The organism is Pseudoalteromonas sp. A25, from assembly GCF_009176705.1.
Taxonomy (GTDB): Bacteria; Pseudomonadota; Gammaproteobacteria; order Enterobacterales; family Alteromonadaceae; genus Pseudoalteromonas.
This window is the reverse complement of sequence record NZ_AP021846.1, coordinates 3592843-3615238: the sequence shown is the minus strand read 5'-3', so window position 1 is coordinate 3615238 and position 22396 is coordinate 3592843. Positions and strand designations below refer to the sequence as shown.

At 42.7% G+C, this 22396-nt stretch carries 18 protein-coding genes; 13 read left to right on the top strand and 5 right to left on the bottom strand.

Annotated elements, in window-relative coordinates; translation table 11 throughout:
- Nucleotides 1–24 precede the first annotated feature (24 nt).
- The 13 genes from GDK41_RS15700 (at nucleotide 25) to GDK41_RS15640 (ending at nucleotide 16327) form a co-directional block, all read left to right on the top strand.
- Entirely contained in the window at nucleotides 25–1650 is a 1626-nt protein-coding gene (locus GDK41_RS15700; protein ID WP_152087280.1) for an MBL fold metallo-hydrolase, read from the top strand.
- Nucleotides 1647–2537 (top strand): ABC transporter ATP-binding protein, encoded by an 891-nt coding sequence (locus GDK41_RS15695; protein WP_172971630.1) that lies wholly within the window; start codon nucleotides 1647–1649, stop codon nucleotides 2535–2537. Before GDK41_RS15700 ends, GDK41_RS15695 begins: the two co-directional genes overlap by 4 nt.
- 2 nt (nucleotides 2538–2539) lie before the next feature.
- On the top strand, nucleotides 2540–3313 hold the full coding sequence (locus tag GDK41_RS15690; RefSeq protein WP_152087278.1) for an ABC transporter permease: 774 nt from the start codon (nucleotides 2540–2542) through the stop codon (nucleotides 3311–3313).
- 15 nt (nucleotides 3314–3328) lie between these two features.
- Entirely contained in the window at nucleotides 3329–8173 is a 4845-nt protein-coding gene (locus GDK41_RS15685; RefSeq protein WP_152087277.1) for an FkbM family methyltransferase, read from the top strand.
- A 113-nt stretch (nucleotides 8174–8286) separates the two neighbouring features.
- Complete coding sequence (locus GDK41_RS15680; RefSeq protein ID WP_232056478.1) at nucleotides 8287–8583, top strand: superinfection immunity protein; 297 nt, start codon at nucleotides 8287–8289, stop codon at nucleotides 8581–8583.
- The gene (locus GDK41_RS15675; RefSeq protein ID WP_152087276.1) at nucleotides 8580–9290 is read left to right on the top strand and encodes a YIP1 family protein; all 711 of its coding nucleotides are present in this window, start codon (nucleotides 8580–8582) and stop codon (nucleotides 9288–9290) included. The genes GDK41_RS15680 and GDK41_RS15675 overlap by 4 nt, the downstream gene beginning before the upstream one ends.
- A gap of 11 nt (nucleotides 9291–9301) precedes the next feature.
- Nucleotides 9302–10453 carry an efflux RND transporter periplasmic adaptor subunit gene (locus GDK41_RS15670; RefSeq protein ID WP_152087275.1) on the top strand — a complete coding sequence of 384 codons (1152 nt, stop codon included), beginning with the start codon at nucleotides 9302–9304 and terminating at the stop codon, nucleotides 10451–10453.
- Between the two features lie 8 nt (nucleotides 10454–10461).
- Nucleotides 10462–11193 carry an ABC transporter ATP-binding protein gene (locus GDK41_RS15665; protein WP_152087274.1) on the top strand — a complete coding sequence of 244 codons (732 nt, stop codon included), beginning with the start codon at nucleotides 10462–10464 and terminating at the stop codon, nucleotides 11191–11193.
- The gene (locus tag GDK41_RS15660; protein WP_152087273.1) at nucleotides 11186–12427 is read left to right on the top strand and encodes an ABC transporter permease; all 1242 of its coding nucleotides are present in this window, start codon (nucleotides 11186–11188) and stop codon (nucleotides 12425–12427) included. The genes GDK41_RS15665 and GDK41_RS15660 overlap by 8 nt, the downstream gene beginning before the upstream one ends.
- The gene (locus tag GDK41_RS15655; protein ID WP_152087272.1) at nucleotides 12420–13544 is read left to right on the top strand and encodes a sensor histidine kinase; all 1125 of its coding nucleotides are present in this window, start codon (nucleotides 12420–12422) and stop codon (nucleotides 13542–13544) included. The genes GDK41_RS15660 and GDK41_RS15655 overlap by 8 nt, the downstream gene beginning before the upstream one ends.
- Complete coding sequence (locus GDK41_RS15650; protein WP_152087271.1) at nucleotides 13537–14256, top strand: LytR/AlgR family response regulator transcription factor; 720 nt, start codon at nucleotides 13537–13539, stop codon at nucleotides 14254–14256. Before GDK41_RS15655 ends, GDK41_RS15650 begins: the two co-directional genes overlap by 8 nt.
- 187 nt (nucleotides 14257–14443) lie before the next feature.
- Complete coding sequence (locus GDK41_RS15645) at nucleotides 14444–15076, top strand: 2OG-Fe dioxygenase family protein (RefSeq protein ID WP_152087270.1); 633 nt, start codon at nucleotides 14444–14446, stop codon at nucleotides 15074–15076.
- A gap of 9 nt (nucleotides 15077–15085) precedes the next feature.
- The gene (locus tag GDK41_RS15640; protein ID WP_152087269.1) at nucleotides 15086–16327 is read left to right on the top strand and encodes a cysteine desulfurase-like protein; all 1242 of its coding nucleotides are present in this window, start codon (nucleotides 15086–15088) and stop codon (nucleotides 16325–16327) included.
- 268 nt (nucleotides 16328–16595) lie between these two features.
- On the opposite strand, the gene GDK41_RS15635 is transcribed toward GDK41_RS15640, so the two are convergent.
- The 5 genes from GDK41_RS15635 to glnA form a co-directional block, all read right to left on the bottom strand.
- Nucleotides 16596–17054 carry a cyclic nucleotide-binding domain-containing protein gene (locus tag GDK41_RS15635; RefSeq protein WP_152087268.1) on the bottom strand — a complete coding sequence of 153 codons (459 nt, stop codon included), beginning with the start codon at nucleotides 17052–17054 and terminating at the stop codon, nucleotides 16596–16598.
- A gap of 135 nt (nucleotides 17055–17189) precedes the next feature.
- On the bottom strand, nucleotides 17190–18584 hold the full coding sequence (gene ntrC, locus GDK41_RS15630) for a nitrogen regulation protein NR(I) (RefSeq protein WP_152087267.1): 1395 nt from the start codon (nucleotides 18582–18584) through the stop codon (nucleotides 17190–17192).
- Nucleotides 18562–19668, bottom strand: coding sequence for a nitrogen regulation protein NR(II) (glnL, locus tag GDK41_RS15625; protein WP_152087266.1), 1107 nt, complete (start codon nucleotides 19666–19668; stop codon nucleotides 18562–18564). The genes ntrC and glnL overlap by 23 nt, the downstream gene beginning before the upstream one ends.
- Nucleotides 19669–19733: 65 nt before the next feature.
- The gene (locus GDK41_RS15620) at nucleotides 19734–20243 is read right to left on the bottom strand and encodes a DUF4124 domain-containing protein (RefSeq protein ID WP_152087265.1); all 510 of its coding nucleotides are present in this window, start codon (nucleotides 20241–20243) and stop codon (nucleotides 19734–19736) included.
- A gap of 116 nt (nucleotides 20244–20359) precedes the next feature.
- On the bottom strand, nucleotides 20360–21766 hold the full coding sequence (gene glnA / locus GDK41_RS15615) for a glutamate--ammonia ligase (protein ID WP_152087264.1): 1407 nt from the start codon (nucleotides 21764–21766) through the stop codon (nucleotides 20360–20362).
- Nucleotides 21767–22396 lie beyond the last annotated feature (630 nt).

Sequence of the window (22396 nt, the reverse complement as noted above, 5' to 3'; positions counted from 1 at the left end):
TATCTTAAAAGAAAGGAAATTATCATGAAAGCAAATACTGTATTTCTACGTTCTAACATTAAAGTTGAGCCGCTTTGGAACCAATGGTATGCATGGCCGTACATGTTGCAACCAGCAACAGCAGGCTGTTTAACCAGTAAATTACACTTGCGTATTTTGGAGTCATTCTTACAAGCGCCACACCTACATAAAGCAGCAGCCAAGAACCCTGCTATGCGTGGTGGTCCATTCATGGATTTCTCGGGCAGTATTGATTTAGTGAGCAAGCATGTCGATAAGACTAAAACGGACCTAGGTGACCTTATTGCACTATGTGATTCAATTAAAGAAGTAAATCAGCTGCTTGAAGATGAGGCGAAAGGCTTCTCAATTGAAGAGTTGTATGAAAAAGTACCTGAGAACCTAAAGGGATTTGTAGAAATCGGTTATGACCTCAATCATCATGCGTCTATCCGTTTCATTGAGCCGCTATTGTACAACAGCTCATTGTATCGTCCTGAGCTACAAAGTATCAGTTTGTCGTTTATTCATGCTGATGACCGTCCTTTTGTATTGAGTACGCCTCGCTTCCCTCTAGAGGGCGAGTTACACCTTCCTTTGGCGTACAACGATCCGTTAGTCGATCGCTTATTCAAGATGCGTTATGAGGCAGGCTCTACCGATATTATTGAAGAGATCACAGAGCGCTTTGATTTATCAGCTCAAGAAAACGAGCTACTTAAGTCGTTCTTCGTAGAACAAAAAGAGCAAAAAGCAACGCCTCTGCCAGAGTCAGGTGTGCGGGTTGACTACTATGGTCACGCAACCATTCTGATCCAAACTGATGAGATCAGCATCATGACAGATCCGGTGATAGCCTACGATTTTGAAGGCGCAAGTCCGCGTTATACCTACGAGAACTTACCTGAAAAACTTGATTACGTTGTGTTGACTCACAATCACCAAGATCACGTGATGTTCGAGACGTTACTTCAGATCCGCCATAAGATTGGCACCATTTTAGTTCCTAAAAATAATGGCGGCTCATTACAAGACCCATCAATGAAGCTTTTACTCAATGCTGTAGGGTTCAACAACGTTATTGAGTTGGATGAACTGGAAGATTTTGCAGTACCGGGAGGACGTATTTTGGGGCTACCATTCTTTGGTGAGCACGGTGACTTACACATTAAGAGTAAGTTGGCATTTTTCTTTGAATTACAAGGCAAGAAAATTTTATGTGCCGCTGATTCAAACAATATTGAACCGAAGATGTATGAGCATGTTCACGGCATGGTGGGAGAGATTGATCACATCTTTATCGGTATGGAATGTAAGGGGGCGCCGATGTCATGGTTATATGGCCCGTTATATAGCAAGCCTGTGGAGCGCAAAATGGATCAGTCTCGTCGCTTAAATGGCTCTGATTATGAAAGAGCGCTTGGGATTGTAAATCAGTTTAACCCATCGAATGTGTATGTATACGCAATGGGTATGGAGCCTTGGTTAACTTACATCTCAAGTATTGAGTATGAAGCAGAATCGTTGCCAATTATTGAATCAAATAAGCTAATGGCAACGTGCAAGCACAGAGGTATTGAGGTTCGACGTCTAAACGGTGTTGAGCGTATCGACATTCATGAAAAACAGCAGTGGAGTCAAGCGTCGTGATTAAAGCTGAAAATATCAGTAAACGCTATAAAAGTTCGGAGGGCACCGTTAACGCGGTGTCTGACGTCTCATTGACGATTGAAGATGGTGAGATACTTGGCTTTCTCGGTCTCAATGGGGCCGGCAAAACCACCATGATAAAAATCTTAGCGGGTCTGATTGAACCAGACGAAGGCAGTATCTCAATAAATGGGGTGAAAAGTGCTGGCAAGCTGCAAGTAAGTGCTCTTTTAGAAGGGCACCGCAACTTGTATTGGCGTATGAGTGCGATGGAAAACTTGGAGTATTTTGGCGTACTGCGTGGTTTGAGTGCAAAAGCAGCTCGGCAACGGGCCGAGGAGCTTTTGCAGATGTTTAATCTATCAGATAAGGCTGAGCAATATGTTCAGAAGTTATCGCGAGGCATGCAGCAACGGTTAGCTGTGTGCGTTGCAATGGTACATAACCCACAAGTTTTGCTCTTAGACGAACCTACTTTGGGCATAGACTTTGACAATACCCAAGCATTGGTGGAGTCCATTAATAAATTAAAAGAGCAGGGCACGAGCATACTAATCACGACGCATGAGTTATCTGTGGCGGAAAAGTTATCAGATCGCGTTGCCATTATCACTAAGGGTCAACTCGTTGCAGACAACATTAAGCCAAAGTTACTCAATGAAAATGTAAAAGATTTTTATCAGTTAGAGTTGGGTGTAGACATAGATGAAACGCTGAAAGCTCAATTGTCTGCTTTGAGTGTAGATGTGTCGCAACGAAGCGTATCGGGTATCGCAGATGAGCACATATATGAGGTGATGAATTTAGCTAAACCCCGTCCGGTAATTAGCCTAACAAGAGTAGCTCCTGACTTTGAAAAAGTCTTTTTGAGCTATGCAAGGAGCTAACTATGTTTCAGTTATTAAGAATCGAAACTTTGCGTGCTTGGAGAATGTTTTTACGTTATCCAGTCGATGCTTTTGCATTAATTTTCGTCATGTTGTTCATGTTTTTTGGGCTGTTTTTGGGTGCGGAATATCTTGCCGGAGGAGCCGAAAAATTTGGAGATAGGCTGCAGTCCATCGTTATTCTATATGTTACTTGGACGTTGGTTGTGTCTGTTTTTGCTGGCGTCAGTGGTGAGCTGCAAAAAGAGTCTGATACGGGAACATTGGAGCAACTACTAATAGCGAGAGTGAATTTACCAGTCCTTATTTTTATCCGTGCGATTGCCAACCTAGGTGTCAGTATTGTGCTGACATTAGTGACGCTCGCTGCGGTTGTTATAGGCACCGGCGTTGATTTGCAATTTCCTGCTGAGGCGCTTGTACCAATAGTGGCGTGTGTTCTTGGTGGTATAGGTCTAGGTATGTTGGTCGGTTCTATCACGTTATTGGCTAAGCGAGCAATGGGGTTGATAGGAATACTTCAGTTGGTGCTTTTATTTCTTATTACCTTGCCTTGGGAGAGCTGGAATGAAACCAGCAAGATCGCAGGTTATTTCTTGCCTTTGACCTCAAGCGCCTCACAAATCAAGCAAATGATGTCGGGTAACTTAATCTCATTAGGAAACGAACATATTTTCGCTTTTGCAAGCGGTGTTTTGTACTTCCTATTGGGTTACTTCATGTTTTCTTTAGCAACACGCCGAGCTCAGAAGCTGGGCTTATTGTCACAGCATTAATTTAGGAGCAAAGCAGTGATTAACAATAGAATAACGCCAGATGAGATATTTTCAGGGCACATGGTGAACGGAGAGTCTGTAGTCCCTGGTGCATATTTTGTGTTAAAAGCAAGTGCGAATGACACGGACAATACACAAGGAACATGCCTACGAGATGTACGCTTTCCTAGTTTATGCCTTGAACATGATCTATCAAGCACTGTTGTTGATTGCGCTTTGCAAGATATAACGGTTTCATTGGCACACAATAATCAAGCATGTTTACATGCGCAGCGAGATTCTTTTGTACCTGTAGGGATGCAAAAGCAGCCTTGGCATGACAGTAAACATGCTCTTGCAGAGCAGCAGTATCAACAACTTGAGGCTATTGGCAACAAGTTTACTGACGGCTATCGAAGTGTGCACCTTCTAACGCAGCAGCCAGATACTTGCATTGTTGATTCGCAAACGCAGCTGCTGACGCAAACTCAGCTACTTGATGCCTGTATTCATAGTTTGTTGGTACGTAATAGTGAGTCGTTAAAAACCACTATGGTATTGAGTCATATAGATAAGGTTTGGCTTACTAATGAGCCGTTTACTGCGCCTTTAAAAGTAGAGTTTGCAAATATACAAAGTACCAATACAACACTTAGCGCAGACTTAAGTATTTATGCGCGCACAGGCGAGTTAGTCAGCCTGATGAGTGGTTTATCTTTTGTCGCTGTTGATAGCAAAGCTGTGCAATCAATGAACATTGGTGGTTCGTTTACGTTGCAGCCTATTGCTGAAGCGTTTAACGCACTTAGCGCTGATTCTCCTTTACGTGTTGGTGTAGCGCTTTATGAATATAGGCACTGGCAGCACTTTTTGTTAGACCCGAGTATTCACTCGACCAGTAGCCTAATGAACGTGCTGGTTGTTCGTCCAGAAGACCTGATAAAGCGTCATTTACTCAGCCAAGAGCCTGACAACTTGGCCACCCATTATCTACCAAATGGATTGCAGGTTGCGCAAATTAACGAGTATGAAACGGATTATTTGTACAAAGAAATATTCATCGATAGGTGCTACGCCAGAAACGGTGTGATTATAGAGGATAACGATGTTGTTATTGATGTAGGTGCAAACATCGGGATGTTCTCTTTATATGCTATCAATCAAGCGAACAATGTTACTGTTCACGCCTTTGAGCCTTCTCCTATGGCAGCGCAATGTTTAGCTGCCAATGTGGCTGGTCGAGGAAATGTCAATGTATATCAAAGTGGTGTTTCAGGTCATCACGGTCATGCATGTTTTACTTTCTATCCAAAAACATCGGTGTTTTCGGGGTTTTTTACTGATGGTGAAGCAGACACTGAAGCTGTGCGTCATGTTATCTACAACCAAGTTAAGCGCATTACCAAAAGCGACGATGAGTCATTTTTGAATGACCTTACAGAGCAAATGCTAAAAGATAGGTTAGAAAAGCAAGATATTGATTGTGATTTAATTGGACTTTCAGCGTTTATTAAAGAGCAAAATATAGACCAAATTGGTTTGTTAAAAATTGACGCTGAAAAAGCAGAGCTGGGTATTTTGCAAGCGATGACAAAGGATGACTTTTCTAAAGTCAGACAGATCTGTCTAGAAGTGCACGATGAACAGGGAGATAACCTAAAAGCGGCGCTTAACATATTAGAGCAAAATGGCTTTTCTGTATTAGTTGAAGTGGAGTCTGAGTTATCAAATACCGGCCTTTATACCGTGACAGCCAAACGCGAAGCCCATCAGGCGACGCCATCAAAGCGCAAGCCATATGAACAGTATGGTATTGAGCTGGATTTTGCAGACTTTGAGCAAGTACTTAATAGTTATTCATCGCAATCTCAAGTGCCACTCACGCTGTTACTAACACCTACTCAAGCCAAAGAGCCGATTGGTGATGCAGTCAATGCATGGGCACAGAAATTAATTACACCAAAGCGAGTGAACGTTGTACTGCCTAGCGATTTAAAGGATATCTACCCACAGATACAGGAGTTTAGTGATAACGTTGTAACTGAGGCGATGATCCCTTTTAGTCAGTCCTGGTATGCAGCGGCAGCAAGTACGAGCCTAAAGCACCTGAGTTTATCGCAAAAACAACCTCACAAGGTGATAGTGGTCGATGCCGATAATACGCTTTGGAATGGTGTTGTTGGTGAGCTTGGGATTGAAGGTATTACAGTCAATGCGCAACACAAAGCACTGCAAAGCCGCTTATTAAAACAAAAGCAGCAAGGTGTGTTACTTGCGCTATGTAGTAAAAATATAGAGAAGGATGTGGTTGATGCATTGCAGCAGCATCCAGATATGCTTTTGTCTCCAGACGACTTTATTATTAAAAAGGTGAATTGGCAGGCTAAGTCGCAAAATATTACTGATATCGAGCAAGCTCTTTCTCTTAGCGCCAACTCCTTTATTTTTATTGATGACAATGAAGCTGAATGTGCAGAGGTTGCTGCGCATCATCCACAAACGCTATGTTTGCAATTTCCTGCAAGTGAGAACGAAGCGTTGCAATTGATCAATCAGCATTGGCTGTTTAATGACTCAGATGGCAGTGAGTTTGATGCCACACGTCATCAGCTTTACATTGATCAGGGCCAGCGAGATGCGGCTCTTAAGAACAGTAAAACCTACGCTGACTTTATTCGGGAACTCGCAGTGACTGTTGAGATCTGTACTGTTACTGATCAGCAGATAGAGCGAGTGAGCCAGCTTACAAGCAGAACAAATCAATTCAATGCCAATAAGCAAAGTTACTCTGTGAACGAACTGATCCACAAACAACGCCAAGGTGATGTTGTCCTCACTTTGAGTGCCTCTGATAAATTTGGTGACTATGGCCTAGTTGGTGTGGCGCTTTACCGCTTTGTTGGTGATAGCTGTGAAGTCGAAAATATTTTATTGAGTTGCCGAGCACTTAATAAGGGGATTGAGCATCAGTTTTTACGCGCAATTGCGCACAGTGCTGCTGAGCATGGCTGTAACAATGTATGTTTACAGTGGTGCACGACTGAGCGCAACTTACCACTAAGGCAGTTTTATGATGATGTAGCTCAAATCTGCGGTCAAACTAACACACAAAGCCCGCTTGAGGTGGCAAGTGAAAAACTGCTTAATTTAAGTTTTAATCCGCAGCATCGTGCTGAAACTTCACTCAGTGACACGACTCAACAAAAGCCAACCTCAAAGCCTCAAGGCTTGCCGCTACAAGCGTTGAACGTGCTTTTCGAGCGAACTTCAGATCTGACGCAATTGGTTGAACAAGCGTGGCCTGCACTGGATGGGTCCAAAGTGAAGATTAAAGGCGCTAGCGAATTGCAACAGACACTCGGTGAAATTTGGGCGACTGCATTAGGTGTATCGCCAAGCAGTATTGATGATGAGTTTACGTCACTGGGTGGTCGCTCATTATTATTGGTACGCGTTTTAGAGCTTATTTATCAGAAGTTTGGTGTGAAACTATCGTTATTTGATGGGATTAAGTTTAATACGCTGCGCACCTTAGCTGATAAACTTGAGCATGAATTGCAAAGTCATGAGCAGTTGAATTCGTGTGCCAAGAGCGAGTTTAATGAAGTGGCTGTGCCTGATATAGCGCCAACATTACAAGGCTTATACTTTTCTGCGTTATTGAATCCCGCGACATCAGCTTACAACGTACCTGTACACCTCCAATTGCAGGGCAATGTATGTATTGAAACGATTGAACGAGCAGTGAGGCAAGTAATTGACAGTGCACCTAATTTATCTACAGGTTATAAGCAGGCAGGGCGAGAGACCAAGGCTGTAAATGTAGAGCAGAGTGTGTTAGTTCAGCATCATGATGCGCGCACCTGGACAGAGCGAGATATCAGCGGGTATGTGCAGAAGGCCGCGGTAGCTGCAATTAATATAAAGCAAGGACCGCTAGTTCACTTACATACGCTAAGCACACAACGGTGCACGGATATACTGCTTGTAATGCATCATTTGTCGGTTGATTTACAGAGTATGGAACTGCTGATAGAGCGATTAAAGCAGGTATTGTCAGGACAAGCTATCACGCATGAAAGCGGTGTTCAAAGCGCGTTTTCTCAGCGACTCACAAGACTAGAACCGTCGTTTATCAATGAAGCGATGCAACATTGGCAGACTCGATTATCCGATGCACCGTTACTGTCATTACCCGTTCATGATAATAGTGAAAGACAAAGCTTAGATGGTGCAGGGTTTGTCGTGTCTTTGTCACGAGAAAGTTCAGCCATCTTGAATGAAAAAATACGTAGCAGTGATCAAAGTGCGTACGTGTTCTTGTTAGCAGCCTACTTTAGGTTTTTAAATCAATATTGTGGCGATGAGAAAATGGTGGTCGGTACACCAGTATCACTTCGTCAAGGCAATGAGCATCACAGTATTGGCAACTTTGTAAACCAAGTGCCAGTCACACTGCACATTGATAATACAACAAGCTGGGCACAGGTTTTAGAGGACACATCCAAGGAGGTATATGCAAGCCTGCAATATAGAGAGATCCCTTTTTCTACTTTAGTTAGACAATTTTGTAAGCAACCAACATCGGGCAGAGCTGCTCTTGCGCAAACAACCTTTGCGTTACACCAATCGCATATGTCTCAGGCTCATATTGAGTATGCATTTGCGCAAGGAATGCACAGCCCCGAGTTCAACTTGGGCCCATATAAAGCAACACTCCAAGGTTTAATTCAGCAATGTGGACAAGTCGACATAGCAATAGAGTGTTTGGATATTGAAGGCCAGTTACACGTAAACGTTAAGTACGACACGCAGCTTATCAAACAGCAAGATGCCTTGCATTTTGCCGATGAGTTTATAAAAAGCTTGGAGTCGCTATAGGCGATAAAAGTCATGATTTGACCGCTCACACCAGCATATGACCGTTAGCCATCTTTTTTTGAGATGCAGCTGACGGCTTGGTTAAATCATACTTACACATTATTAGGAGAACGATGATGGATTTTGATTTTAAAGAACAAATAGATTTGATCACCAATACGATCAGTTCAATGAACCCTGCAAATGCAGCTGCATTCCTCGCTATATTTTTAGCGGTATGGTTTTTACCGACTATTTTAGCGGCATTTTTTAACCGTAAGAGCCTTGTAAAGATCTTCGTTACAAACATTCCTGCTGGTTTGTCATGGGCGGTTTGGGGGGCACTTATTGTTTGGGCATTTACCGGTAAAATTAAAAGTAGTTTGAAAAAAGACAATGAAGACGCACAAAGCAATGGGGGGCAGCAATGAGAACGCCATCTTCAGCGTTACAAGCGCCACAAGCTTTAATGCTAATTTACGTATCCCCCAGTGATGTATTTCGTAAGTTAACAGACTCTCGCCACCTAAGCTGGCTTGTGTTTTTACTGATATTCGCAATGTATATGATCAGTAACTTGGTGTTTTTTGGTGCAATTGACCCTGATTGGGTGGTTAACAAGCAACTCGCGGCAGCAGGTGAGTTATCTCAGAGTGAGCGAGAAGAACTGGGTCGAGTTTTCAGAAAGTTTGCTGAGTATTCAGGCGTTTCAGGTGGCATTATCTCTATGATAATGACTTTGTTAGCGTCGTTGGCCTTAGCTGGTTATTACATGGTTATTGGCAACAGCGCAGATCGCAAAATAGAGTTCAATGATTGGTTTCTATTTACCTTGTGTACTCAGCTGCCCATTGTTGTGAAATATCTTGGCTTTTTATTGTTGTTCTTTGTAACACCATCACATGAGCTGGAACTGAACCTAGCTGGTTATTCATCTCTTAATCAGTTGTTCCTCGGGCTTAACAGCACTGATGTGCTTTATCAATGGGCAGAATATCTCGATATCTTCTACCTCTGGCAAATAGCTTTGGCTGCTGTTGGGCTGCATATTTGGTGTCAGTTTTCTTACTCTAAGTCGGTTGCATTAGCATCAGCCCCTTACTTAGCCATATTTATCACTTGGTTACTGTTGATTTAAAGGGAAAAATTATGAAGAAGCTAATAATTGGATTGGGTATCGTAATTGGCATCGCGGTTTTGGTTGGGGTTAAAAAATCACAAAAATCAGAAACGCTCGATGTGGTAGTGACAGCAACTCAAAAAGGCGTGCTGGAGCAAAGCATCCTTGCCTCAGGTAACTTTGTTTATGGCTCTAATGTGCAAATTCGTTCTGAAGTGACAGGGCGAGTTATAGAAGTGTTAGTAAGAGAAGGTCAGCATGTAGAAGCCGGAGATTTGTTAATTCGCTTGGATGATAGTGCGTTTAGTGCACGAGCAAACCGTGCCGAGGCGCAAGTACGCTCTGAGCAAATATCGTTAAAACGCAACCAGGAAGTCTATCGAAATACTGAGCGCAAACTTAAGCGTTACAACGAGTTGTTTGCAAAGAACTTGGTTGGGCAAGACTTAATTGATGAATTGAGTACCGAACTGCAAATAGCCAAGTTTGATATACAAGTTGCCAAGCAAGGGTTAGGACAAGCTCAAGCATCATTAAAAGAGGCAAAGCAAGAGTTGGCAAAAACAGAGTTTAGGGCGCCAATTTCAGGGGTGATCACGCAGGTTGGCGTGAAAAAAGGTGAAACCGTGGTAGCCGGTACGACAAATATTATTGGTTCTGCATTGTTAGAGTTGGCCGACCCTGACTCTTTAGAAGTTGAGTTGCGTGTAGATGAAGCTGACATTGGCAATATTCAACTAGGTCAACAGGTTAAGGTTTTCTCGGCAACGCAACCTCAAAAGCCGATCATGGCAAAGGTTGCTGAAATAAGCCCGCTTGCAAAGCGTATTGATAAAAACCGAGGCTTAGTGATGTTGTTGAAGCTTGAGCTTGGTGAGCACGAACAAAAACTGTTTGCTGGTATGAGTTGCCGTGCAGAGATCATTCACAATCACTCGAATCCAGCGATCCATATTCCCATCGCTGCAGTGCAGCAAAACGCGGCTGATGAGTCAGATCACTATGTTTGGACTGTGAAAGATGACCGAGCGATGCGTCAACCTGTTAGTTTGGGGATTTCAAACGATACACAGCAAGTTGTGTTAGAAGGTTTAGATCAAGATCAACTTGTTATTACCGGTCCTGGGCGAACACTTTATTCATTGCGAGATAATGTGCGCGTGAATACCAGCAGTTTATAGGAGAGAACATGAACGGCAGGGCGGTCATTCAATTACAAAATATTTGTAAATCATACCAGCTTGGCGATGAAGTATTCTACGCGTTAAATGGTATCGATTTAGAAATTTATGAAAATAGCTACAACGCAATTATCGGACCATCAGGCTCTGGCAAGTCAACATTAATGAACATTTTGGGTTGCTTAGATTCACCCTCTAAAGGTGAATATATTTTAAATGATGAGCATGTTGCGGGATTGAGTCAGAGCCGGCTAGCAAGCGTTCGGAATAAAGAGATAGGGTTTATTTTTCAAAGCTTTAATCTTCTACCTAAAGTGACGGCTTTGGCAAATGTAATGCAGCCTCTGATTTATAGAGGGATGTCTGATAACGCGCGCAAGGAAGCGGCATTTTATGCTTTGGAGCGAGTTGGTTTAGCGCATAAAGCGAACTTATTACCAAACCAGCTATCTGGTGGACAACGGCAGCGAATAGCGATTGCGCGTGCTTTGGTTACTAGACCAACAATACTATTGGGCGATGAGCCAACGGGTAACCTTGATAGCAAAACGACCGATGAAATTATGCAGTTGTTTGATGAATTGCACCAAGAGGGACACACCATTGTACTTGTGACACATGAGCAGCACATAGCCGAGCATTGTCAAAGAACGATTCGTATTGTTGATGGCGAAGTGTCTCAAGATACGTTGACGATGGTGCCTCAAGCTAATTCTGAAAAGGCGGTGTTATATGTTTAAGTTTCTGAATATGCTTTGGCAGTGTTTAAAAGCATCCGCGATATCGATATACAGTAATGGGCTGAGGAGTATATTAACGACCTTAGGCATTGTGATTGGTGTTGCTGCGGTAGTAACCGTGGTTGCTGTTATGAATGGTATGAGTTCGATGATTGGTAATCAGCTCAATGATTTTGCCAGCGATATGGTGACTTTGACAGCGAAAACGTCAGAACAACAGAGGCTACTTGGTCAGCAAAAAGAACTTAATTATGATGATTATATCTGGTTGAAAAATAAAGCTGATTTTATAAGAGATATATCACCGTCTATGCAACCGACTGAGTTTTCTGCAAATATAGAATATTCAGGAAAGAGTATCTCAACGCAATTGATAGGTACTGACAGTGTGTATCAAAGAGTGGTCAAGGTGTACCCTGAATTTGGACGGTTCTTGTCACCAAGTGATGATCAGTATCGCAGACGTGTTGTATTTTTAGGCGCTACTGTGTTGAAAAATCTTAACTTGCCAAAAGACCCTGTGGGGCATTTTGTGCGCCTCAATGACGATTGGCTGCGAGTAATTGGGGTGGGTGAGCGACGCGGGTCTTTGTTTGGGTTTGACCAAGATAATTATATTATTGTGCCACTCAATACCTTGAGGTCGATTTATGGGGATTCGATTTCTAATAATTTAACCATTCTATTTCGACCAAAAGAAGGCGTTCACTTTGATGCGATTAAAGGGCAAATCAGTGAATTAGTTCGTTATCGTATGGGCGTGCAACCCGGTGAGCAAGATACTTTCGAGTTTATCACAGCAGAAAAGATGCAGGAGAAGTTTGATAGCATCGTAAATATGGTGTTGATGGTGACCTCCGGTGTTGTTGGTTTAAGCCTTTTTGTGGGCGGCATTGGTGTTATGAATATTATGCTGGTATCGGTGACGGAACGAACCAAAGAAATTGGTATCGTTAAGTCATTGGGCGCGACACCACAATTTATCATGATGCAATTTTTAATCGAATCATTGATGTTGTCTATTCTTGGTGGCGTGGTCGGGTTACTGATCGGCCTGTCAGCTGCCGCGATGTTTGCAATATTGTTACCTTCCTCTTCTGCGCTCGATTTAGTGCCTGCTTGGGCTATCTGGTTGTCATTTGGTTTTACCACTTTTGTCGGCGTATTTTTTGGTTTAGCGCCAGCGATTAAAGCATCTAGGCTCGACCCGATAGACGCCCTTAGGTATGAATAGAGTTAGACAAGACATTGTGTTGCTGGCAAGCAAGGCGATGTCTTTATTGCAGGCTTCTAAAGAATACTTTGTATTGCAAGGGATTGTCGGTATTGTTGTGGCCTTTGTGTATGTGCAACATGGCTATACGTTGGTTGACGAGCAGCTAACCGGGCAAAGTGTTAAGTTGTGGCTACTTGCAATAACGGACGCCTTACATTTTTTGCTTCTTTCTCACTTATTGCTAAGGCCTTTTATTCATGTATACGTATTCCAAAAGCCTATCAGTGCACTGAGTTCATTGAGTAGTGTGATATTAATTATTCTTGTATCACTGCTGCAAGTAGGCCTGACCACAGGGCATGGCATGATGTGGAATTCATTGCTATTGTCGATGTGGCAGCAGATGAACATGAGTTTATTATCAAGTTCAATGGGGTTGCAGCAGTGGCTCTTTACTTTGATGTTGCCAATTTCAAACTACGTTTTACTGTTTGTTGCCTGGAGTGTCTGTTATAGCTTGGCGTGTGTTTATGCGGATCGAAAAACAATGATTCAGCAATTAAAACACTTACAGAGTACTTTATTGCTTAATCAACTTAACCCCCACTTTTTGTTTAACTCATTCAACTCTATTCGTGCGCTTATTCATGAAGATAAAGAACAAGCCGAAGAAATGCTTTTATGTTTGGCTGAGCTGTTTCGTGATCAATTGCAGTTTGATAGGGCGCCTATATCAAGCTTGCAAGATGAGTGGAAAATCGCGAAACGATATGTCGACATTGAGAAAATTAGATTTGATGAACAGTTAAATCTCACAATGGATATAGCGCCGAGTTGTTGGCAGTATAGCTTACCCACTTTTACCTTGTTGTGCTTGCTCGAAAATGCAATTAAGTATGGAGTGGGTTTTAATGTGCAAGGGGCTATAACGGTGACTGCGAAGCATATTAATGAGCGCCGTTGGCAATTAACGATTGAAAACCCAATTGCCAATGTGAGTAACGTCCATGGTACGGGGACTGGGTTGAAGAATCTAAAGCGAAGAATGCGTTTACTCTATGGTAATTCCGGATATTTAACATATACAAAGCAACATCAGAATTTCATAGTAACCTTGGAGCTAAATCGTGATTAAAACGGTAGTCGTTGACGATGAAAGATTGGCAAGAGCAGACTTGAAAAGGTTACTTGCCAACTTTGATGATATACAAATTATTGCCGAGTATGAAAACGCGCAAGGGCTTATCGATAACTTCGATGAACTTGAACCTGACTTGGTTTTTTTAGATATTCATATGCCAAATATATCGGGGATCCAAGCCGCGGTGCAATTGAGAGGCAAAACACAGTTTATATTTTGTACAGCCTACGCACAGTATGCTGTTGATGCATTCGATTTAAAAGCGGTCGACTATTTGGTTAAGCCGGTGCGCGTCGAGCGTTTAAAGCAAGCAATTGAGCGGTGTGACTTTACTGAACGAGGAGATCCCCCATTACCTGATAACTATCAATTATTACTTAAATTTAGCGAAGTTCAGCGTATGACACGGTTAGATCAGGTGGAAAGGTTTGAGGTCGTAGGCAATGATGTTGCGCTTTACACGACTTACGGAAAAACTTACCTACGCTCCCCCATTAGCCGTATTGAGCAACGCCTTGACAATAACAAATACTTTAAAGCTAATCGCTCTGAAATTATTCGTTTAGATAAAGTGGTGCGCTTTGAGGCAAGCTCCTCGTCGACGATGATTGCGACGATGCAATCGACAGTTCAGGTGAGTATAAGTCGCCGGCAGGTAAAAGAGCTGAAACGTTTACATGGTGACAAGCTATTCGGGGCGTTTTAAACTGTTTTTGGGATTATCTATTGGTACTCTCGGGAGAAAGGTTGTAGCTTGGATTAGATTGCCTGTTTTCGGTATTTTTTTAGTTTAGTAATTTAATTTTTATGACAAATGACGGGTAAATTAGGCAGTATTTATTTCCATTTCGATTAGAATTGTCGCTAATTTTACATTAATAGGCGGCAGCGAAATGACAGCAGTAAACAACCAGAATCTGCTTCAACTGCGTTTTATCCAACAAGCGCATATCGAAGCAGTTAAGCCCTCATTTAATCAACTTCCTGACAACCCTTACGCAGATGGTGCATTTAGAAAGCGCCGTTATTCGGTTTTAAAATTTGCAGATAACACGGTTTCAGTGCAGCCAACCAAAGCATTTGTTCAAGATGATTCAATAAATACCTTTCAAGGTAATGTTGAGCGAGTATATGAAAATCTCGACACCGACTTACTCAACAGCGATGGCTTTAAGCATTTACTAAGTGAATTCAAACAAATGACAGGCATTGGCGATGAGCGCAATATTGAAGTGCATCAGTTTCGCATGTTAGCGATTGAATCAGATACGCCTCCTGCGCCTGAAGGTATTCACCAAGATGGCTTTGATCATGTTTGTGTATGTGGGGTGTCTCACGAAAATATCGCAGGTGGTGAGCTACTTGTTTACGAAAACAAAGAGTCAGAGCCATGCTTTAAAATGGAGATCAAAGATGGCCTATTTGCCTTGATCAATGACCGCCAGGTTTGGCATAACGCTACGCCAATGAACAAGCTAGATGCTGATAAAGTCGGCTACCTAGATTGCTTTGTATTTACAGCTTAAGAGTATGCTATGGATCTTATACAAGTAAGACGTCAATTCCCGGCACTTATGCAGCGAGTAAATGGTCAGGCACCTCTGTTTTTAGATGGGCCGGGTGGGGCGCAGGTGCCACAGTCTGTACTGAGCGCTATGTCGGCCTACTTGGGTTATTACAACTCAAATTTAGGTGGTGCTTTTTTCTCAAGTGATAAAACGGTCAACTTGATGAATGATGCACGTCAAGCAGTGGCTGATTTATTAAATGCACCGTGCAAAGAGCAGATTGTGTTCGGTGCGAATATGACGAGTTTAACTTTTAGCTTTAGTCGCGCAATTTCTCGTGATTGGCAAACGGGTGACGAGGTTATCGTGACCAATGCAGATCACTATTCGAATGTCTCTTCGTGGCGACAAGCTGCAGAAGATAAAGGTGCCAGTGTGCACGCTGTGCGAATTAATGAAGATGATTGCACACTTGATTTGGCGCACTATAAAAGCTTGCTGAACAATAACACAAAATTGGTGGCGGTCACTTACGCCTCAAACACCACCGGCTCGATTAATGACATCAAGCAAATAGTGGAACTTGCGCACCAAGTTGGTGCGCTGGTTTATGTGGACGCTGTGCACTATGCGCCGCATGAACTTGTCGATGTACAAGCGCTTGATTGTGACTTTTTAGCATGCTCAGCCTATAAGTTCTTTGGTCCACATGTGGGGATTGTTTATGGCAAGCGCGAGCACTTAGAAGGGTTTACGCCATACAAGGTGGAGCCTGCTAAAGATGTTATCCCAGGTCGTTGGGAGACGGGTACACAAAGCTTTGAAGGCTTAGCGGGTGTAATTGCAGCGATTGACTATATTGCTTCACTCAGTGGTATGAGCGAAGACACGCCGCGACGTGAGCGTTTAACCACCGCGTTTGTGAAAACCAAGCAGCATGAAATGGCGTTGAGTGAATACTTCCTAACGCGTCTTGAACAGTTTCCGCAGATCTCACTATTTGGTATTGCTGATAAAGCGCGCTTGGCAGAGCGTACGCCTACGTTCGCACTTACATTTGTAGGTTTGGCACCCAGAGCTGTGTCTGAGTTTTTAGGCAAACAGCATATGTGTGTCTGGGATGGCAACTTTTATGCACAAGGCTTATGCGAGCAATTGGGCGTGATGGATAAAGGCGGCGTTGTGCGTATCGGCTGTATGCATTACAACACGATAGAAGAGCTAGAACGACTGTTTAATGCTTTTGAGCAATTATTAGCAGAATCGTAAAGATCGCAAGTTTGTAACCAAAAAGGTCGAATTTATTCGGCCTTTTGTCCTTCATTGTCAAAACTGATTAATTAACCTCAGCTGCGGATAAGAGTTTTGATAGCTCAGAAGAGAGATATTGCAACCCCTTCAATATCCAATGACGATATTTCGCTCACTATCAAGGCATTTTCGTGAAGTAATAGCGAGCTATTACAAATGAAAATAACGAAGAGAGTGAGTGAAATAGCTTTATTGGGCAAATTCTCTTATGTGCAGCTGAGGTTAATTACATATTGTCTTCAATAAAACCACTGAGTTTATTAATACGTAAACTCATTCCCTCAATGATTTTATCTTTGACCTTTTCACGAATGACGTTTGGTAGGCGGGTCATAGCATCAGGGGTTATCGCCAGCAAAATGCTGTCTTTGATCGCTTTGGCGCTGATTGAATGCTCACGTTTACAAATAAACGCGCCTTCACCAATAAATTCTCCAGGGGTAATACGGCCAAGTTCTAACAGTTCGTTCTTATTAAAGATAATAAGCTCGCCACTGAGAACAATAAATAATCGATTATCTAACTCAAAGCGTTTAAAAGCATAACGCCCGCTATGTACCAGGTACAAGTGACTGAAAGACTCTAGCAATACTTGCCTTTCTGAAATCGTAAAGTCATTAAAAAACGCCAGTCTATTAATGATTTCCATTTGTTTGAACAGCGGCACATTTTCAAGTAATTTCATGATGTAGACTTATGAACTATTTAGCCAAATAGTGTCGACTTTTTCACTTTCGATCAATACCTTTAACGCGATATCTGATAGATATTAACGATATAAGATAAATGTGGCTGCACAGTTTATGCAGCCTAGCTGTTGTTATTCGTGGATATTGCGCTCTTTAAGCTTTCTGGTTAGGGTATTTCGACCCCAGCCAATTTTAAGTGCAGCATCTTGCTTATGGCCATGACAAGCATTGAGGGCGGTTTTGATCAGGCGCACTTCTAGTTGGGCTTGTACAGCTGGCCAAATATTCTCTTTACCTTGTTTAAGTTCCAGGTTTAACCATTGTTGGAAAGCGTCCAGCCAATCCCCTTGGGCCTCTTCACTAGGGGTATGTACTGATAGCTCTTCGGGCAAATCATGGGCACTGATCAGCTCCCCTGGTGCCATAACAGTTAACCAGCGGCAGGTATTTTCTAACTGACGTACATTACCAGGCCAATGATAAAGGCGCATGACTTCAATTGCTTCATTACTTAGGATTTTAGAGTCTGCCTGCAGTTCTTTGGCACTGCGAGCCAAAAAGTGTTGCGCTAGTTTTGGAATATCTTCGGTTCTCTCGCGCAGCGCTGGTAGCTTTAAGCGCACAACATTTAGCCGGTGAAAGAGATCTTCACGGAATTGGCCTTTTTTAACCAGCGTTTCTAAGTCTTGGTGTGTGGCGGCAATAATACGCACATCTACTTTGACACTTTGGTGCCCCCCAACGCGATAGAACTCACCATCTGCAAGTACTCGCAATAAACGCGTTTGCACATCGAGTGGCATATCCCCGATTTCGTCTAAAAATAAGGTGCCACCGTTGGCTTGCTCAAAACGCCCTCGGCGCATGCTATCAGCGCCAGTGAAGGCGCCTTTTTCGTGGCCAAATAGTTCTGATTCAACAAGGTCTTTTGGAATGGCTGCCATATTAAGGGCAATAAACTCTTTTTCTTTTCTTGGGCTGTGATTATGTAATGCACCAGCGACTAACTCTTTACCCGTGCCTGATTCACCATTGATCAACACACTCATGCTGGAGGCTGAGAGCTTTCCAATCGCGCGAAAGACTTCTTGCATTGCAGGGGCTTCACCTATGATATCTGGATGATTTTGCTCTTGCACCTGGCGTTTAGTTTTGCGTGCTTGCTGACTTGCTTGATAGGCACGTTCGACGAGCGCCGTCGCTTCGTTTAAATCAAATGGTTTAGCCAAATACTCAAATGCCCCTTTTTGGAAGGCGTTAACGGCAGAATCTAAGTCCGAGTGAGCAGTAATGATGATCACCGGCAGGTTTGGATATTGCGTAGAGATTTCATCAAGCAGAGCCATACCGTCCATACCGGGCATGCGCACGTCAGAGATCAATACTGCGGGCTGGCTATAAGATAACGCTGTTAATACATCTTGCGCATTGGCAAAACTTTCAGTGGTGAAACCTGCACGCGACAGTGCTTTATCTAATACAAACCTGATTGAGGCATCATCATCAACGAGCCAGACTGTTTTCATTACTTGCTCCCGTGCCGCTGTTGTCAAACGGCAAGTAAATATTAAATTCGGTATGTCCAGGCCAACTATCGTAATCGATCAAGCCACCATGTTGTTCAACAATGGTTTGCGCAATGGATAAGCCTAGTCCTGAGCCACCATCTTTGTTGGTGATCATCGGATAGAACAAAGTATCTTTTAACTCTTCTGCGATACCCGGACCATTATCGGTAATTTGAATGAGCAACGCCTTTTTCATTAACCTCTCACCACGGCGCATGCGATGTTTAATCCGCGTGGTTAATGTAATACAGCCCTCAACAGTGTGTTCTAACGCTTGTTGTGCATTTCTCACAATGTTTAATACAACCTGCTGAATTTTAGACTGATCGATAACAATGTCGGGTATGCTAGGGTCGTAGTCTTTTAGCAACGCTATTTGACTCGCGTTATCTAACATACTGAGTTTTATGACCGACTCGAGCGTTTGATGGATATTACATGGTGCTCTATTTGGTAACTGATTTGGACCCAGTAATTTATCTACCAACTCGGTTAATCGGTCTGCTTGTTCTATTATCAGCTGTGCGCATTGATCGCGTTCTTGCTGGCAGGTCTCGTACTGCAATAATTGCGCCGCTCCTCTGATCCCGCCTAAAGGATTTTTTATTTCATGTGCAAGTCCACGGATCAAAGTGCGTGCAGCTTGGTATTGATGCATTTGATTTGATGCTTGGTCAAAGCGTACTTCATCATCGATGCGGCGGCACTCGAGTAAAATATAGGCATCATCTTGATGGTTTAAGCGCCTAGCATGCAGGTTAAGCGTGGCTGCGCGATTATCGATAAACACCACGTCAACTCTATGCTGTTGGCAGTCAACACCATCGTTTAAGGCGTATTGAGCGAGGCGTTCAAAGTCAATATGATGATGGCTGAAGATATCATTAATTGGTAATCCGATTAGGCGTTTTAGGCCCAAGCCAACGAGTTCGCTGCAGCTGTTGTTGGCATATTGAATTACAAATTTGCTGTCGAGTAAGAATACGCAAGTTGATAAGTTATGCCAAAGCGCATTTAAAAATGGGTGGGTACTTTGTACCATGATGGATCACCTACTACTTTTTTTGCACCAAGTTGGTGCACTATATCACGTGTATATACCCTGAGCTATGGATTAATGCGGTTTGCTCGGTGTAAATAAAATGTACTTGCGGGACTAGTTGCAATTCTTGCGCCGTGCTCGTCGAATAAATACATAATGAGTTTATGCTCGCCTCGATCAACATTTTTCAGTGCAAAGGTGGTGTTGGTTTGTCTATCACTGACAATTTTGCCATCTAAAGATAATTGTACGGTGAGACCTTTGCTAAATACAGGCTTTACTTGACCAGTCACATACACGGTACCTGTGTTTTCTCTGAGTGTTTGCTCGCTCCCAGGGGAGGATATTTTAACTTCGTATGCTATCGCTTTTTTTTCTTTTGTGGTGCTTAAGACGGATGTATCTGCTGTGGGTATACTGATGGGCTTATTGAGGTTGACTCGCTCTGAGCCTTGACGGGGCACATCTGAAAATACCCAGTTACCGTTTTCATCTTTCCATCGGTAAACTTTTGGCTGCGAAGCCATGGCGCAAAAAGTTAGTACAAGGCATGATACCAACAAAATACGTCTCATCTTCAGCGTCCCTTAATTTATTTAACACAGCTATACTTTAGTATTAAACATGTTGTTTTACTACAAAAAAGCCCGCTTAAGCGGGCTTGAGAACACATATGATTTAATTTGCGCGATTAAACGCTGTAGTACATTTCAAACTCAACAGGGTGAGTTGTCATGTTCAGTTTTTCCACTTCTTGAGACTTAAGCTTAATGTAAGCATCGATTAAGTCGTCAGTGAATACGCCGCCTTGAGTTAAGAACTCACGGTCTGCGTCAAGACATGCCAATGCTTCGTCTAGTGAAGACGCAACAGTTGGGATCTCAGCAGCTTCTTCAGCTGGTAAGTCGTATAAATCTTTGTCCATCGCATCGCCAGGGTGGATCTTGTTTTTGATACCGTCAAGGCCAGCCATTAACATTGCTGAGAATGCAAGGTATGGGTTTGCTGTTGGATCAGGGAAGCGCACTTCGATACGACGAGCTTTCTCTGAAGGTACTACAGGAATACGAATAGAAGCTGAACGGTTACGTGCAGAGTATGCAAGCATAACAGGGGCTTCAAAGCCTGGTACTAAACGCTTGTATGAGTTAGTTGACGCGTTAGCAAATGCATTGATTGCTTTAGCATGCTTGATGATACCACCGATGTAGTAAAGCGCTTCTTCAGAAAGGCCGCCGTACTTGTCGCCTGCGAAGATGTTTTTGCCATCTTTAGCTAAAGACTGGTGACAGTGCATACCAGAACCGTTATCACCCACGATTGGCTTAGGCATGAAAGTTGCCGTTTTACCGTAAAGGTGCGCCATGTTGTGAATAACGTATTTCATTTCTTGAATTTCGTCTGCTTTTAATACCATGGTATTAAAGCGCGTAGCGATTTCGTTTTGACCCGCCGTTGCCACTTCGTGGTGGTGTGCTTCAACAACTTGACCAAGCTCTTCAAGTACTAAACAGGTCGCAGAACGCCAGTCTTGTGATGAATCAACGGGGGCAACTGGAAAGTAACCACCTTTAACGCCAGGACGGTGACCAGTGTTACCACCTTCATAGTCTCTATCTGAGTTCCAAGATGCTTCTTGTGCATCAATTTTGTACATAGAGCCAGACATGTCAGTTTTGAACTTAACATCATCAAATAGGAAGAATTCAGGCTCTGGACCAAACAATACGGTGTCAGCGATGCCCGTTGAGCGCATATATTCTTCAGCACGTTTAGCAACAGAGCGAGGGTCGCGCTCATAGCCTTGGTGAGTGTTTGGCTCAACAACGTCACAACGAACGATCATGGTTGTTTCTTCAGCGAATGGGTCAAGCTTTGCTGATGCAGCGTCTGGCATTAATACCATGTCAGATTCGTTAATGCCTTTCCAACCAGCAATTGAAGAGCCATCAAACATTTTACCGTCTTCGAAGAAGTCTTCATCGGCTTGATGATGAGGAATAGAAACGTGCTGCTCTTTACCTTTGGTATCTGTAAAACGTAAATCTACGAATTTAACGTCATTTTCTTTGATAAAATCTAAAACCGATTGTGACATGTGTCCTCCGACTCGTTGGGTTTTTTATGCTTGCTGCATTAACTTAATGCGATTGCGGTTTTTGTAAGCTTAATATGTGCCAATTTTGCAATATATTGAAAAATAACACTTTGTTTTTTTGATGTTATCACTCGCACTGCTATGGTGCACCAAAATGATCCGCATATGCACACCTATGGTGCGCTTTGAGTATAGCTGACTTGAGTGCTTTTTCATTGCGACACGTCATTATTTGGCGCATTGTGTGGCATGTAAAATAGATGAGTTATTATGATCTGAGTGTTGTTGTATTCTAAGCGGTATTGATGATTTATTTATGAAATATCAAGGTGACAATTAAGCGCTTCGATTTAATTACAGCGCAGTCTTCACTTTCATGTACTCTATAGCGATTTTCCTTATTTAACATCGTACTATAAACCCCTAACTATCCCAGAAAAGCTGCTTAATATTGTTAATAATGCCTAAAAATAGGTAATTTGCAGCTCGTAACAAAAAAATAATGCTGCATAAACTTTCATCTATGACGTTATTAGGGGATAATACGCCACTTTATAAATCCTAGCGGTCAATTTATAGACTGTTTTGCACAATTAGGTGTATAGGATTAACCCACTCTTTTGAGTAATT

Bases quoted from the DNA above. Each gene is read 5' to 3' on its own strand.
- GDK41_RS15670 (WP_152087275.1), top strand. From the start codon at position 9,302: ATGAAGAAGCTAATAATTGGATTGGGTATCGTAATTGGCATCGCGGTT.
- GDK41_RS15655 (WP_152087272.1), top strand. From the start codon at position 12,420: ATGAATAGAGTTAGACAAGACATTGTGTTGCTGGCAAGCAAGGCGATG.
- GDK41_RS15680 (WP_232056478.1), top strand. From the start codon at position 8,287: ATGATGGATTTTGATTTTAAAGAACAAATAGATTTGATCACCAATACG.
- GDK41_RS15640 (WP_152087269.1), top strand. From the start codon at position 15,086: ATGGATCTTATACAAGTAAGACGTCAATTCCCGGCACTTATGCAGCGA.
- GDK41_RS15620 (WP_152087265.1), bottom strand. From the start codon at position 20,243: ATGAGACGTATTTTGTTGGTATCATGCCTTGTACTAACTTTTTGCGCC.
- GDK41_RS15645 (WP_152087270.1), top strand. From the start codon at position 14,444: ATGACAGCAGTAAACAACCAGAATCTGCTTCAACTGCGTTTTATCCAA.
- glnA (WP_152087264.1), bottom strand. From the start codon at position 21,766: ATGTCACAATCGGTTTTAGATTTTATCAAAGAAAATGACGTTAAATTC.
- GDK41_RS15665 (WP_152087274.1), top strand. From the start codon at position 10,462: ATGAACGGCAGGGCGGTCATTCAATTACAAAATATTTGTAAATCATAC.
- GDK41_RS15700 (WP_152087280.1), top strand. From the start codon at position 25: ATGAAAGCAAATACTGTATTTCTACGTTCTAACATTAAAGTTGAGCCG.
- GDK41_RS15635 (WP_152087268.1), bottom strand. From the start codon at position 17,054: ATGAAATTACTTGAAAATGTGCCGCTGTTCAAACAAATGGAAATCATT.
- GDK41_RS15660 (WP_152087273.1), top strand. From the start codon at position 11,186: ATGTTTAAGTTTCTGAATATGCTTTGGCAGTGTTTAAAAGCATCCGCG.
- GDK41_RS15675 (WP_152087276.1), top strand. From the start codon at position 8,580: ATGAGAACGCCATCTTCAGCGTTACAAGCGCCACAAGCTTTAATGCTA.
- GDK41_RS15690 (WP_152087278.1), top strand. From the start codon at position 2,540: ATGTTTCAGTTATTAAGAATCGAAACTTTGCGTGCTTGGAGAATGTTT.
- ntrC (WP_152087267.1), bottom strand. From the start codon at position 18,584: ATGAAAACAGTCTGGCTCGTTGATGATGATGCCTCAATCAGGTTTGTA.
- glnL (WP_152087266.1), bottom strand. From the start codon at position 19,668: ATGGTACAAAGTACCCACCCATTTTTAAATGCGCTTTGGCATAACTTA.